This is a genomic window from Roseibium aggregatum IAM 12614 (assembly GCF_000168975.1).
Lineage (GTDB): Bacteria > Pseudomonadota > Alphaproteobacteria > Rhizobiales > Stappiaceae > Roseibium > Roseibium aggregatum.
Genome location: NZ_AAUW01000008.1, coordinates 48239 through 61417 on the forward strand (window position 1 = coordinate 48239; position 13179 = coordinate 61417).

General features: G+C 58.2%; 13 protein-coding genes. 6 read left to right on the plus strand and 7 right to left on the minus strand.

Annotated elements, in window-relative coordinates; genetic code table 11:
- Window positions 1–21 precede the first annotated feature (21 nt).
- Window positions 22–756, plus strand: a complete 735-nt coding sequence (locus SIAM614_RS12235; protein ID WP_006934857.1) for a GntR family transcriptional regulator — start codon at window positions 22–24, stop codon at window positions 754–756.
- 18 nt (window positions 757–774) lie between these two features.
- Here the strand turns inward: SIAM614_RS12235 and SIAM614_RS12240 are convergent, their stop codons facing one another.
- Window positions 775–1275, minus strand: coding sequence for a helix-turn-helix transcriptional regulator (locus SIAM614_RS12240; protein ID WP_157139823.1), 501 nt, complete (start codon window positions 1273–1275; stop codon window positions 775–777).
- 411 nt (window positions 1276–1686) lie between these two features.
- Here SIAM614_RS12240 and SIAM614_RS12245 point away from each other — a divergent pair, with 411 nt between their 5' ends.
- Window positions 1687–2058 carry a hypothetical protein gene (locus tag SIAM614_RS12245; RefSeq protein ID WP_157139824.1) on the plus strand — a complete coding sequence of 124 codons (372 nt, stop codon included), beginning with the start codon at window positions 1687–1689 and terminating at the stop codon, window positions 2056–2058.
- Between the two features lie 99 nt (window positions 2059–2157).
- On the opposite strand, the gene SIAM614_RS12250 is transcribed toward SIAM614_RS12245, so the two are convergent.
- From SIAM614_RS12250 to SIAM614_RS12260, 3 genes are all read right to left on the minus strand, one after another.
- Window positions 2158–2439, minus strand: a complete 282-nt coding sequence (locus SIAM614_RS12250; RefSeq protein WP_006934860.1) for a hypothetical protein — start codon at window positions 2437–2439, stop codon at window positions 2158–2160.
- A gap of 244 nt (window positions 2440–2683) precedes the next feature.
- Window positions 2684–3814 (minus strand): FecR family protein, encoded by a 1131-nt coding sequence (locus SIAM614_RS12255; protein WP_006934861.1) that lies wholly within the window; start codon window positions 3812–3814, stop codon window positions 2684–2686.
- A 184-nt stretch (window positions 3815–3998) separates the two neighbouring features.
- On the minus strand, window positions 3999–4796 hold the full coding sequence (locus SIAM614_RS12260; protein ID WP_006934862.1) for a class I SAM-dependent methyltransferase: 798 nt from the start codon (window positions 4794–4796) through the stop codon (window positions 3999–4001).
- A 162-nt stretch (window positions 4797–4958) separates the two neighbouring features.
- Here SIAM614_RS12260 and SIAM614_RS12265 point away from each other — a divergent pair, with 162 nt between their 5' ends.
- The 3 genes from SIAM614_RS12265 to SIAM614_RS12275 are packed head-to-tail and all read left to right on the plus strand — an operon-like array spanning window position 4959 to window position 7880.
- Window positions 4959–6062: an ABC transporter substrate-binding protein gene (locus SIAM614_RS12265; RefSeq protein ID WP_050789379.1), complete on the plus strand. Its 1104-nt coding sequence runs from the start codon at window positions 4959–4961 to the stop codon at window positions 6060–6062.
- 1 nt (window position 6063) lies between these two features.
- On the plus strand, window positions 6064–7128 hold the full coding sequence (locus SIAM614_RS12270; RefSeq protein ID WP_006934864.1) for a FecCD family ABC transporter permease: 1065 nt from the start codon (window positions 6064–6066) through the stop codon (window positions 7126–7128).
- On the plus strand, window positions 7122–7880 hold the full coding sequence (locus tag SIAM614_RS12275; RefSeq protein WP_040440039.1) for an ABC transporter ATP-binding protein: 759 nt from the start codon (window positions 7122–7124) through the stop codon (window positions 7878–7880). The genes SIAM614_RS12270 and SIAM614_RS12275 overlap by 7 nt, the downstream gene beginning before the upstream one ends.
- A 23-nt stretch (window positions 7881–7903) precedes the next feature.
- Here SIAM614_RS12275 and SIAM614_RS12280 read toward each other — a convergent pair whose 3' ends face one another.
- Window positions 7904–9517 carry a Na/Pi cotransporter family protein gene (locus tag SIAM614_RS12280; protein ID WP_006934866.1) on the minus strand — a complete coding sequence of 538 codons (1614 nt, stop codon included), beginning with the start codon at window positions 9515–9517 and terminating at the stop codon, window positions 7904–7906.
- A gap of 219 nt (window positions 9518–9736) precedes the next feature.
- On the opposite strand from SIAM614_RS12280, the gene SIAM614_RS12285 reads away from it, so the two are divergent.
- Window positions 9737–11242 carry a phage tail sheath family protein gene (locus SIAM614_RS12285; protein WP_040440109.1) on the plus strand — a complete coding sequence of 502 codons (1506 nt, stop codon included), beginning with the start codon at window positions 9737–9739 and terminating at the stop codon, window positions 11240–11242.
- Window positions 11243–11313: 71 nt separating this feature from the next.
- Here SIAM614_RS12285 and purN read toward each other — a convergent pair whose 3' ends face one another.
- Window positions 11314–11961, minus strand: coding sequence for a phosphoribosylglycinamide formyltransferase (purN, locus tag SIAM614_RS12290; RefSeq protein WP_006934868.1), 648 nt, complete (start codon window positions 11959–11961; stop codon window positions 11314–11316).
- Window positions 11958–13034, minus strand: a complete 1077-nt coding sequence (gene purM / locus SIAM614_RS12295; protein ID WP_006934869.1) for a phosphoribosylformylglycinamidine cyclo-ligase — start codon at window positions 13032–13034, stop codon at window positions 11958–11960. Before purM ends, purN begins: the two co-directional genes overlap by 4 nt.
- Between the last annotated feature and the right edge of the window lie 145 nt (window positions 13035–13179).

Sequence of the window (13179 nt, forward strand, 5' to 3'; positions counted from 1 at the left end):
CCATTGGGCACTTCAAGAAAAATGACCAAACCTGTGACCTCCGCCGAACTCGATCAACGCAGCAAGCTGCACGAAGTCTTTGCCCTGCCACAGGGCCGGGCACTTGATATTTGCCTCAAGCTTCAGAAAGCCATTCTGGAACACAGACTGTCACCGGGGCTGAAACTGTCAGAAGACGAGGTGGGTGAAATCTACGGTGCCAGCCGCACCGTCGTACGCGCGTCTTTGCAGGCGCTTGCCCACTCCGGACTGGTTTCCATGGAAAAGAACCGGGGGGCCTTTGTTGCAAAACCCTCGATCCGCGAGGCGCATGAGGTGTTTCAGGCACGAGCCTTGATAGAGCCTGCCGTGGCACGCCTGGCGGCAGCCGTCATCACCGATCGGCAGTTGGCCCAGTTACACGCGCATCTGGATGCCGAGCATGCCGCGCTCCATGCGAGCGACATGGGAAAGGCGCTATTTCTGTCCGGAAACTTTCACACGGAAATTGCCGACATCGCAGATCATCGTATCTTTGCCGGCATGATCCGTTCTTTGATCTCGCGTTCTTCGCTGATCATCGCCCTTTACTGGAAGCGTTCGGACACTGCCTGCGAAAGCCATTCTCACCATGCTCTGATGAACGCCTTCGAGAAGCGGGACAGCGCGGCAGCCGAGAGCATTCAGAAGAGCCACATCATCGACCTTCATTCAGGTCTGGACCTGAAAGAGAAGCCGGCAGGGGGCACATCGTTGAGTGAGGCGTTGCAGGGCTGACATCTGTCTCCCTTCGCCTCAGCTGTCCTGTCCTCCCTGGCCACCTGTCCTGGACCCGGCTACCGGTGTTTCGACGAGGGCGTCAATGAAAGAGGACACGAAATGTCCCCTGTTGTGCGTCTGTGATTTCGCATAAATGCTGGCCTGCTGTGCTCTCACCGTGCTTGTGGCCGTCTTTCGGAGCCGCGCAATTTCTTCCACGTCGAAGCCCTTGAGGGTCAACAGCGCCACGTCTCTTTCGGACGCCGACAGGGACCAGGTCTCGAAGCGTTCCGTGATCATTTCGCCAAAGGCATTTGCGGCGATCTTGAGCGAACTCTCGGCCATGCGCGCCGAGCGTTGAATGCGCCCCATTTCAACAACACCGAACAAGACACCGGAGACGAGTCCAAGCGTTGCAAAACCTTCGAACGCGGTATGGCTCACCAGGCCGGACAGGTGAAACTCCCAGAAGAAGTCACCGATGAAAAAGATCGCGCTCGCAGCTTGTAGCAGGATGACGGCAATCAGAGTCGTCATCCTCACAGATGAGGTCAGGTAACCGGGGATGACCTTGTCCAAAGAATTATGCACCTCCAGGATCGAAAAACGACACGTTTCGCGCTGAATAAGCATCTGCTTATAGACAAATCTAACAGAAGTCGGATTTTGGGAGAACATATTCGCAGTTGAAAGTTCAAGTTAAACGGGAATTCAAGCCGGGATATTAATAAAAATATGCGAGTATGTGGAAATACGTAAGTAAAAATATAGGTATTTGTCTGGTTTTTGCTTGCATTCTTGAAGCTGTCCTCGTGCGGTTTGGTGTGGCGAAAAATCGTCGCTTTCGAAGGCAAGGTGGTTGGCTCTCAAGCGAGACGTTGAACCCGCATTAACAGAACTGTTGGGGTCACGGGGACACTGGGGTGGAAAATCGCAAGGAGAATGAAAATGAAACTGGTGCATGTGGTGTTGGCAAGTGTGTTGTTGTTCTGCGGATCCTCCGGGGCCATGTCGGCGGAACGTGGGTTTTTACATAAGCTGATCTCCGGCGACTTTTCCGGTTCCAGTGCCGGGAATGCCCGCAATGGCGAAGGAAGAGACAGGAGTGGAGAAACCAGGTCTGCGTCCTACAATGATGACCGGGGGCGCCGGGATGACGACCACGACAGGCGCGGCAATGACGACAACGGGCATGACCGAAATGATGACAATGGCGGAGACCATGACAACGGTCGCGGGGACGACAATGGCCATAACGATGACAACGGCCGTGACAACGATGACGGCGGTGATGATGACAACGGCCGGGACGATGATTGAAGCCGCTCTAAAATGATCGGCATCTCAGACAGTCGAGCTTGAGCGAGAGGTGTGGATGCCGTGACCCTTGGCATCCACACCGCGTATTCGTGGGATGCCTCAATGCTTTTCAGCGCCTGCCTTCTTTCCCTTGAACACCCCCACGACCGCTAGGATGATTTTCCCTGTCACCGGGATTGGCATCAGGCCGAGACCCAGGCCGATGGTGTCATCGAGAGCCGAGGTCACGGCCCAGGTGATGAAACCCTCGGCAAAATGGACGGCATATGCTGCGTCATGAGGAATGTCGGGGATGATCTGGTAAAGCGGATCGAAACCGGGTGCGGCAGCTCCGTGAAGGGCCATGGAGCTGTCTGGGATCTCTGCGTGCGCAATGGTCATGTTTTCCGCCGACAGGATGAAATCGGTCCAGATTGCCCCGAGCCTTTTTGTTTTTCCAGATGAACGGGCGGCGGAGCGAAACCTTCCTGCTCGTCGGCCTCGCGATGGCGCTGCAGCGGAATAGATCCGGAAAAGTCCTATCGGCGATTCGCATTCGGGACTGGATATGCGCAAGAAACCGGCACTCGGGTGTTCACTGGGCGAGGCGCTCGGCCATGTTTGAAAACCAGCGGCCAGGAGGTCGTTAGCGTCCCGTGGAGACGCTACCACCGCCCACATTTGCACTGGCACCGCCGGCACTTACAGAAGCCCCTGCGCTGATTCCGCCTGCCGAAGCATTCGCACTCGCGCCACCATTTCCCGCAGAAGCTCCCGCGCTGGCTCCTCCGGCCGAAGCCCCAGCACTCGCTCCGGCAGACGAAGCACCAGCACTCGCTCCGGCAGACGAAGCACCGGCGCTTGCGCTCCCGCCGTGGGAAGAACCGCTGGAACCGGAATTGTCAGAGGAGTTACCTGACGAGTTGCCTGAACCTGAACCGTGGTTGCCGGCGGCGTTTCCGTTGGAGTTTCCACCCGATCCATAATTGCCGCCGTTGCCCGAAGAGCCGCCGTAGCTATGGTTATTCGACAAATTGCTACGTCCGCCGAAGATGCTCTGCCGGGTGTTTTTTCCGACGGGGGAAGGGGGGCTCTGGACTTTGCCGAATGTCGGTTTGCCCGGTGTGCCTTGCTGGATAGCCGCCGGTGTCTTGCCGACGGATTTCAGGCCAGCGTATTTGTCCGGTGCGCTGCGCACGCTTTGGCCGGATTGAACGTCGCTTCGCTGGCCCGACGCAAGATCCTGGACACCAACGACGCCGCGGCGAACCGATACCTGACTTTCCTTGTTCCGAACGCTTACAGAAAACCGGGTTCCCTTTACGACGGCCGCAAGATAGGGCGTTTCAACCTTGAAAAACGGCCTGCCGCGTTTTGCAACATCGACTTCAATCGTGCCTTTACGCTGCAGGAGCGTGGTCTGCGTGTCGTTGCTTTGATACTGAGACAGTGCAAATTCCGTGTTTGGTCCTACGGTGATGGAACCATTGTCTCTTTGCAGGACAACGCGCGCACCCTTTCGGGTCGCAATCGTATAGCCCTTGTGCAAGGCCATGCCCTTGCGGGCCCGGTGCGCCTCAATGCCAGGGGCGACGAGATAGACCGTTCCGGAAAGCCGTGTGATCAGCCAGTCAGCGGCAATCGCCTTGGATAGTCCGCCGGACAGGGGAACGAGCAGTAATGTCAGCAAAAGAGCTGAAATAAATAGGGTCAACGACTTGCGTTCGGCCGCTAGGCTGTTGAAGGAAAACTGGAAAACAGCGCGGCCAGTATGCATAGGAAGTACCCAGTATTTGTGATGTAATGAACCCTAATCGATGTCGGATTAACGCTGGGTGAAGAATATATGTTCAATCTATTCTTGCAAGCGCTGGTTATTCTGGTGCCTGGGTAGTCATCATGGGTTGAATTTGTTCGTTTTTGTTCGCAGTCAACTGATCAATTTTTCCAGTATAGAAGTATCATTTTACTGCGCGGATCGCGTAGCGGTGCTGCGTGGCTCTTTCCAACCCCTTGAAGAAGGGCAGGTGGCGCCTCTGCGCCTTGTGAATAGCCTTGAGATCTGTGTCGACGACAATCTGTCCGAAGCCTGCTTCGCGCAAAAGTTCCACCACTGCTTCTGCCCTTGCGCCGTTTGAAAAATGGACGCGGGACAAGATGCTGCGATGGGTTTCCATCATGGCAGCCGGCTTTGCGTCCGCTTGAGGACGGTTGCCGAGAAGACCTCTTGCTTGCGACAGTGAGGAGAGCAGTCTTGCAAACCAGCTCGGATTGACGAAATCTCCGTCGACAATCAGCAGCCGGCCTTCCGGTTTCAGCACCCGGTGCCATTCAGCAAAAGCCGACGCTGGGTCGACCAGCGTCCAGACGAGGTGTCGGCAGGTGATCGCGTCATAGCTACCGGCCGGTTCCATTGTGCGTTCGGCATCGCCAAGCAGAAAACGGATCTTCCGCCCCCGTGCCTTCGCCTTTTCACGCGCCTTGGCCAACATTGGCTCTGCCCAGTCCATACCGGTAACGTCGAAGTTCAGATCATCAAGGAGGTGCGAGATCACGCCGGTTCCGGAGGCAAGATCGAGAACGCTCCGGGAATTGCCGGCGCCCAGATGTTTTCTGAACAGGTCTTTCCACGCTGTGTGCTCCTCGGTGGAAAAAATTTCGTGGCCGGGCTGGCTGTCGAAGGTCTCCGCCCGCTTGCCCCAATATTCCTTGATTTCCTCACGCAGATCGAAATTCGAAAGAGTGTCCGCGTCGCTCATAAGGGCTCTCGCTCCGGTTGGTTGGAACCATTCCAAAAGATATTTCTTGACTCATATACTCAGGAAAAATACCAAAAACAAGAATTTAAAACTCAACTTATAACCTCTGGAAAAATCGAGGCGGATGTGAGCAAAATCAAAGGCTTGGCAGTCTCTGTGCTGATGACGACAACTCTTCTACCCGTGTCGGCTTTCGCTGGCGACCTGGTAACGGTCACGGATATTACCGGCCGTGAGGTCGAGGTCGAAGTGCCGGTGGAAAAGGTCATTCTGGGCGAAGGGCGTCAGATCTATTTCACAGCGGCACTGGACGGCGAAGATCCGTTCAAGCGTGTCGTCGGCTGGCGGGATGATTTCGAGAAGGCCGATAACGACGGCTACCATCAGTATCTCGAAAAGTATCCGGAAATGGCCGACCTGCCGACCTTCGGCGGCATGAAGAACGGCACCTTCGATGTGGAACAGGCTGTCGCACTTCAGCCGGACGTCATCATCCTGAACCTGGATGCCAAGGTTGCCACCGAAGAGGGCGGTTATATCGAGAAACTCGGCAAGGTCGGTATTCCGGTTGTTTACGTCGACTTCCGTGAAAAGCCGATGGAAAACACCGAGACCTCCATGCGCCTGATCGGCAAGCTCTACGGCAAGGAGGACAAGGCCGAGGAATTCATCGAGTTCCGTGCGGCGGAAATTGCCAAGGTGACCGACAAGCTGGCAGCGCAGAAGGATCTCGTGAAACCGATCGTGTTCATGGAACGCGCTGGTGGGTATTCCGACGATTGCTGCATGTCGTTCGGGAACGAGAACTTCGGCAAGATGGTCGAAATGGCCGGTGGCATCAACATGGCTGCCGACATCATTCCGGGCACCTTCGGCACAGTTAATCCGGAACAGATCATCGCGTCCGATCCGGACCAGATCATCGTGACCGGCGCAAACTGGGAACTCTATGTTCCTGGTGGAAACTGGGTCGGCGTCGGATCTGGTGCTGATCCGGAGGTCACTGCGGACAAGCTTGCAAACCTGATGAAGCGTCCAGGTTTCACCGGCGTCAAGGCCGTGAGCGAGAACAATGTGCATGCCATATGGCACCAGTTCTACAACAGTCCTTACCAGTTTGTGGCGATCCAGCAGATTGCCAAATGGCTGCATCCCGATCTCTTTGCCGATCTTGATCCGGATGCCACCTTCAAGGAACTGCACGACCGTTTCCTGCCGATCGATTACCGGCCCGGTTACTTCGTGTCGCTGAAATCGAGTAACTGACATGGCGGTTTCGGAACTCATTCCGGCTGAGGAGGGGCGCGGTCTTTACCGCGCCCTTGCGTTCAGACGCATTCTTGTCATTTGCGGCCTGATCGTTGCATTGGTGTTCAGCTTTTCATTTGATCTCGCTCTCGGCCCGGCCCGCTATCCCTTGTCGGAAGTGCTTGCTGCCCTGATCAATCCGTCCGGCGCGGACCTGCAGACCCGTGTGGTCCTGTGGGACATCCGCATGCCGATCGCGCTGATGGCGATCAGCGTAGGGGCGTGCCTGTCATTGGCAGGGGCACAGATGCAGACAATCCTCGCCAATCCGCTGGCAAGTCCGTTCACGCTCGGCATCTCTGCGGCGGCCAGCTTCGGCGCGGCCCTGGGCCTTGTTGCCGGCGTCGCGATCTTTCCGGCCGCGGTTCACTACATGGTTCCGCTCAATGCCTTTCTGATGGCGATGGCAGCTTCGCTGTTCATCTATCTGATGTCGACGGTCCGGGGCGTCACCGTCCAGACCATCGTGCTTCTCGGCATTGCACTGGTATTCACCTTCAACGCGCTGCTGTCCTTGCTGGAATATCTTGCATCCGAACAGGCGCTTGCTGCCGTCGTCTTCTGGACCATGGGGTCGCTCACCAAGGCGACATGGGGCAAGGTCTTTGCGACATTCGCGATTCTTATCGTCTGCATCCCGTTCTTCGCGCGCCATTCCTGGGCGTTGACGGCGCTGAGGCTCGGCGACGTCAAGGCAGCCAGTTTCGGCGTGAACATCAAGTCGCTCCGGTTAAAGACGCTGCTTGGCGTCAGCCTCCTTGCTGCCATACCGGTTTCCTTTGTCGGCACCATCGGCTTTGTCGGGCTGGTCGGTCCGCATATCGCCCGCATGCTGGTTGGTGAAGACCAGCGGTTTTTCCTGCCAGCGGCCATCCTGTGCGGAGCGTTGATGCTGTCGGCAACATCCGTCGTTTCCAAGATCATTCTGCCGGGGGCGATCCTGCCTATCGGCGTCATTACCGCGCTAGTTGGGGTGCCGTTCTTCTTCGTGCTCATTTTCGCGGACCGGAGGCAGTCATGGTAACGTTGCAATTGAAGGGCCTGGGTGCACGCTACGGCTCTACTCTTGCGGTGGAAGGGGTTTCGACACCGGTTTTTTCCGGCGGGGAACTGACTGCGGTCATCGGCCCCAACGCTGCGGGCAAGTCGACGTTGTTCAAGCGCATCGCGGGGCTGTTGAAAGGGCCCGGCGAGGTGGTTCTGGAAGGCAACAAGGCTGCACCGCGCGACGCGATCCGCTACATGCCCCAGGACACGCATGCCAACGCCGTGCTGACGGTTTATGAATCCGTACTGCTGGCAGCCAAGCAAGGCGAAGGCTGGCGTGTGAAAGACGCCGAACTGGTCGAAATCGATCAGATCTTGAAGGCTCTGCAAATCGATGGACTGGCCTTCCGCAACCTCGGCGAACTGTCCGGCGGCCAGCGTCAGCTCGTTTCAATTGCACAGGCTCTGGTGCGCCGCCCGGAAGTGCTGATGATGGATGAACCCACATCCGCGCTGGATCTTTACCGGCAGGTTGAGGTTCTGAACTTCATGCGCGACCTGGCGCGCCGTCAGGGCACCCTGGTGCTGATCGCCTTGCACGATCTCAATCATGCACTGCGGTTCTGCAAGAACACCATGGTGATTGCCGGTGGACGTCTGATGGCCGCCGGTCCGTCTGAGGACGTCATCACGTCCTCGATGCTGCGTGACATTTACCGTGTGGAGGCGCGCGTGGAAGCCTGCTCGCGCGGTGAAAATCACGTCATCATCGACCGGTCTGCCGCCTGATGGCAGACGACAGCCCGCGTTGATCAGTCCTGGTCGACGTCGATGCGGGCTTCCTCGACGGTCGAGGCCAGATTCCGGTTGGCATCTAGAAGCACATTCTGGTGCAGCTTGATCCGCCAAAGGTGATAGGCGACCCTGTGCAACCAGCGCAGGGCGTCCAGTTTAAGCCAGACGGTTTCCGCCGGTACCGTGTCCGCCGCAGCCATCGCAATCAGTCGGTCACGGTTAAGCCGCCGTTGCCGCCGCATCATCAGCCGGAGCCTGTCGAGTGTCTTTTCCTGTGTCTTGACGTCCTGCTGTCTGGCGGATGTGCCAACACCCAGGATCAGGCCCGCCAGGCGCCGGAGCCGGTGATCCAGCGCCAGCTCGTCGATCCGCTGTCTCTGGTCGCAGCGATAAAGCAGGCGGCTCAGGTGATCGAGGATATGAAACTGCCCCCTTAACTCTTCCTGGAACACCATGTCGTTGGGGGGGACGATGATTCTGTCCAGATAGGTTCGTGTGTCCGCAATGGCCTTGGCCAGCTCTTCCCGGTCCAGCTCCTCGTGCGAAACAGGCCTTGCGCCCAGCCGGCTGCGCAACCTTTCGATGATGGCAGCGTCCAGCTCCGCTACGGTCTGACCTGCCAGGGCAGCGGCTGCATGCGGATCCCGCAGCACAAGAGGATCCAGCCGGCTGGTAAGGTCGGAGCCTTTTTCGGGAACCAGTGTTTCAACCAGACGGGCAAAAGGCCGCGCGAAGGGCAGGACCAGAAGCACTCCGAGGGCATTGAAAAAACTGTGAAATGCGACGAGGGCAATCTGTCCTTCGCCGTCTCCGGTCAGTGCCCCCGCCACAAGCTGAAACGGACCCAGCAGAAAAAACGCCATCACACCGGTCAGGACGTTGTAGATCACATGCGCATAGCCCGTGCGCCGGGCCATGGTGCCGCCGCCGATGGTCGCCAGGGCTGCGGTAAATGTGGTCCCGACATCCATGCCGATCACCAGGGCGGCCGCCTGCGGAAAGTTGATGGCACCGGCGCCAAGAGCCGCCAGCGCTGTAGCAACCCCTGCGCTTGAGGACTGGGTCACGACGGTTATCAGCATGCCGATGAACAGAAGTTGCAGACGGCCGAACAGTGTGTCCGGCGGAAAGTCGGTGGGCGTTACGACGCCGCTGAAGGCATCCAGACCGTCCTTCATGTGTTCGATGCCGATAAAGATCAGGCAGAAGCCGGCGAGCGCCTGTCCAGCAAGTGCGACCCGACCGCGAAAGGCCAGCCGCGCGATCGCGCCGAAAAACACGAAGGGCAGGGCGATCTGACCGAGATCCAGCTTGAAGCCGAGAACCGCCACCAGCCAGCCTGTCAGGGTGGTGCCGACATTTGCGCCGAATATGACCCCAAGCGCCTGGGGAAACGTCAGCAGGCCGGACGCGACAAAGCCGACGGCGGCAACGGTGGTTGCGCTGGAAGACTGGATGACCGCTGTGGTGAGGGCTCCTGTCACCGCACCGGACAAAGGCGTTGAGGTGAACCTGGACAACATATCGCGCATGCGCTGCGCCGCGAGGGCCTTCAGCCCATCGGTCAGAAGCATCATACCGATCAGAAACAGCCCGACACCACCAAGCGCCGACAGGAAACTTAACAACATGAAGTGACGTTATCCGACCGGGTGAACCCTCACAATCAGTCAAGATACTATCCGCAGCGCTGTTACGCGTCCTGTGCACGAAAAACGAAACCCGACGTGTTTCCGAGGGCGGCTGCAACTTCTGGCGGAAAGTCCTTTGCTCACCGGCGCGACTGTGGGAGCCTGTGCCGATCAAGAGCCTCAAGTCCCTGCCGGATGCCGCGTCACGAGGAAGAGCACATGAAGAAGTATGAGGCCCCGGGCGTCTACATCGTCGAGAAAAACTCCTATCCTGCACAGGTTGTGGAAGTTGCGACAGATGTCCCTATCTTCATCGGCTACACGGAAAGGGCCGTGCAGCAGGGCAAGGATGTGACCGGCGTACCGGTTCGGGTCACCTCTATGAATGAGTTCGAACTTTGGTTTGGCAAAGCACCGGCGGCGCGATTTGACTTCAGCCTGCGGGCAGGGGAACCGGTTCTGGAGCTGGAGGACTCGAGCCGATTCATTCTGCACTCGGCCATACGCCTGTTTCGGGAAAATGGTGGAAGCGCATGCTGGGTCGTGTCGGTTGGATGTTACGGCGTCGGAGAGCCCGGGATTGCAAAGTCCGCGGAGCATTTCAGTGATGCGATCTGGCAGGAAGTCGCCCAGCAGCAGGAGCCGTCGATGCTCGTCATTCCGGAGGCGGTGCTCCTGCCGTCACCGGAAGACTACAAGGCCGTCTGGGACAGGGGCCTTGCCCATTGTGCCGAGACCAGAAGACGGTTCGCCATTGTGGATGTGTTCAACGGTGACACGAAGAGGACATACGACGAGGCTGACGTGATCTCGGGAAAGACCGGCCTGCGGAATATGCTCTCGGCAGAGGATCTGAGCTTCGCGGCCGCATATTATCCCTGGGTGAACACTGCCCTCCATGTCGCCTCTGATATAACCTTCGACAACATCTCTGCCGGCACCCGAAAGGCTTTTTTCGATTATATCCGGCAGGATACGGACGCACGGACGAACGAGGCTCAAAAAACCGCGCTGGAAAAAGCGCTTGATCTGGCGGTGGATGACGAAACGTCCGACGCTGAAAAGGCACGTGGTGTGCAAAGCTTGAGAGTGCTTTCGAAACGTTACAAAGACCTCATTGACCATGCGGTCGCAGCGCTGAATGTCATGCCTCCGTCAAGTGCGCTGGCGGGTGCCTACGCAATGACCGACACCCGGACCGGCGTCTGGGAGGCCCCGGCAAATATTGGGCTGCTTTCCGTCGTTTCGCCCTGCGTAGATATTTCCGACGCGGAGCAGGACGATCTGAACGCCCCTTTGGACGGCAAGGCCGTGAATGCGATCCGGTCGTTTCCGGCACGCGGTACACTTGTCTGGGGCGCGCGCACGCTGGACGCCAACAGCCAGGACTGGCGCTATGTGAATGTCCGCCGAACGGCGATCATGCTGGAACAATCGATCAAGGCAGCCCTCGACCAATTTGTGTTTTCACCCAATACCGCACCAACCTGTCGAACGATAAAGCTGTCGATTGAGAGTTTCCTGAATGCGCTTTGGATTCGTGGAGCGTTCACCGGAACCTCCTCCGAAGAGGCTTACCGCGTAGACGTCGGACTTGGTACGACCATGACCGCTATAGATGTCGAGGCCGGTACCATGAACGTTGTCGTGCAGGTTTCCCTCCTTCGGCCAGCTGAATTTCTTGTGCTGCCGTTCCGATTGCAGGTCCAGACAAAGCCCGATTGATCCGAAGGTCAGGCAAATTTGCCAGAGAAACCCGCGACCAGTTCACTGTCAGTGGAAAAGCGCTGTGCCGTCTACGGCCAGATAAGCGTTTCGGTGCCTGCGCTGTCGCTGCTGCCTGTCACGCGTGTTCCGGACACCCTGGCCGTGCCGCTGGCTACCATTGAGAGCGCCTTGGGGTAGATCTTGTGTTCGACCTCCAGAACGCGGGCGGCCAGCGTGTCGGGCGTGTCGGCGTCGAGAACCGGAACGGCCCCCTGCACGATGATCGGCCCGTCATCCATTTCGGCCGATACATAATGCACGGTCGCACCGTGCAATTTTACGCCTTCCTGCAAAGCCCGCTCGTGTGTGGCAAGGCCCTTGAACGAAGGCAGAAGGGCAGGGTGGATGTTGATCATCCGGCCTGCCCAGGCGTTGACAAGATAAGGCGTGAGGATACGCATGAAGCCGGCAAGGGCCACCAGTTCGATCTTGTGGTCCTTCAACACGGCATCAACGGATCGCTCGAATGCTTCGCGATCGCCTGCGTAGTCCTTGTGGTCGACGACGGCCGTCTGAATGCCGAATTCCGCAGCTCGTTCCAGTCCCTTTGCGTCCGGGCGGTTGGAAAGAACCAGCGCGATTTCGGCCGGATAATCGGGCGACATGGCTGCGGAAATCAGCGCGCCCATGTTGGAACCGCGTCCGGAAATCAGGATGGCTGTCTTTTTCCGGCTCATGCGCCAAGGTCCAGGCTGCCGTCAAACAGCACCGGTGCAGCGCCTTCAGCCTCGATGGTGCCGATCCGGCTGACCGTCTCGCCAGCTTTGGTAAGGACGTCAACTACAGCGTCCACCGCATCTGCGGAGACGACAATCACCATGCCGGTGCCGCAGTTGAAGGTGCGCAGCATTTCCTTTTCAGCTACACCGCCCGACTTGGCGAGCCAGCCGAACACCGGCGGTACGTTGATCTGGGTGAGATCGATGCGCGCAGAACAGTTCTTCGGCAGGACGCGCGGCAGGTTTTCCGGCAGACCACCGCCGGTAATATGGGCAAGAGCCTTGATGCCGGATGTTTCCTTCAGGGCTGCCAGCAGCGGCTTGACGTAAATGCGGGTCGGCTCCATCAAAGCTTCGCCGAGTGTCTTTCCCTCAGCAAACGGCGCTGCATCCGACCAGTTCATGCCGGACAGCTCGACGATCTTGCGGACCATGGAATAACCGTTGGAATGGACACCGGAAGAGGCAAGGCCAAGCAGCACATCGCCTTCGGCAACATCCGGACGGGGCAGGATTGCGCCCCGTTCCACTGCGCCAACAGAAAAACCGGCGAGATCGTAGTCACCTTCTACATACATGCCCGGCATTTCAGCCGTTTCGCCGCCGATCAGCGCGGCGCCGGCCATCTTGCAGCCGTCCGCAATGCCTGCCACCACATCCGTCGCGGTTGCCACGTCCAGCGCGCCGGTTGCGAAGTAGTCGAGGAAGAACAGCGGTTCCGCGCCCTGAACCACCAGATCGTTGACGCACATGGCCACGAGGTCGATGCCCACAGTGCGGTGCTGGCCGGTCTCAATGGCAATCTTCAGCTTGGTGCCGACGCCGTCATTGGCCGCAACAAGGATCGGATCCTGAAACCCTGCGCCCTTCAGATCGAACAGGCCGCCAAAACCACCGATATCGCTGTCTGCCCCGGGACGGGAGGTTGCCTTGACCAGTGGCTTGATGCGGTTCACCAGTTCATTTCCGGCATCGATGTCGACACCTGCATCGGCATAGGTCAGGCCGTTGGGACCAGAGGATTCGCTCATGGGGCACTCCGAGACTGCGTGCGGTTGGCTGTGCCAGTGCGGATTACAGTCTGCCGCCAAGGAACACAAGAGGCGAGCCACTCTGTGCAGGGCTTAAGAACAGATGGCGGGGCAACTTCCGCATCTTTCTTCGCCGATTGGCTCA

Bases quoted from the DNA above. Each gene is read 5' to 3' on its own strand.
- SIAM614_RS12240 (WP_157139823.1), bottom strand. From the start codon at position 1,275: ATGACGACTCTGATTGCCGTCATCCTGCTACAAGCTGCGAGCGCGATC.
- SIAM614_RS12255 (WP_006934861.1), bottom strand. From the start codon at position 3,814: ATGCATACTGGCCGCGCTGTTTTCCAGTTTTCCTTCAACAGCCTAGCG.
- SIAM614_RS12270 (WP_006934864.1), top strand. From the start codon at position 6,064: ATGGCGGTTTCGGAACTCATTCCGGCTGAGGAGGGGCGCGGTCTTTAC.
- SIAM614_RS12285 (WP_040440109.1), top strand. From the start codon at position 9,737: ATGAAGAAGTATGAGGCCCCGGGCGTCTACATCGTCGAGAAAAACTCC.
- SIAM614_RS12265 (WP_050789379.1), top strand. From the start codon at position 4,959: ATGACGACAACTCTTCTACCCGTGTCGGCTTTCGCTGGCGACCTGGTA.
- SIAM614_RS12280 (WP_006934866.1), bottom strand. From the start codon at position 9,517: ATGTTGTTAAGTTTCCTGTCGGCGCTTGGTGGTGTCGGGCTGTTTCTG.
- SIAM614_RS12250 (WP_006934860.1), bottom strand. From the start codon at position 2,439: ATGACCATTGCGCACGCAGAGATCCCAGACAGCTCCATGGCCCTTCAC.
- SIAM614_RS12245 (WP_157139824.1), top strand. From the start codon at position 1,687: ATGAAACTGGTGCATGTGGTGTTGGCAAGTGTGTTGTTGTTCTGCGGA.
- SIAM614_RS12275 (WP_040440039.1), top strand. From the start codon at position 7,122: ATGGTAACGTTGCAATTGAAGGGCCTGGGTGCACGCTACGGCTCTACT.
- SIAM614_RS12235 (WP_006934857.1), top strand. From the start codon at position 22: ATGACCAAACCTGTGACCTCCGCCGAACTCGATCAACGCAGCAAGCTG.
- purM (WP_006934869.1), bottom strand. From the start codon at position 13,034: ATGAGCGAATCCTCTGGTCCCAACGGCCTGACCTATGCCGATGCAGGT.
- purN (WP_006934868.1), bottom strand. From the start codon at position 11,961: ATGAGCCGGAAAAAGACAGCCATCCTGATTTCCGGACGCGGTTCCAAC.
- SIAM614_RS12260 (WP_006934862.1), bottom strand. From the start codon at position 4,796: ATGAGCGACGCGGACACTCTTTCGAATTTCGATCTGCGTGAGGAAATC.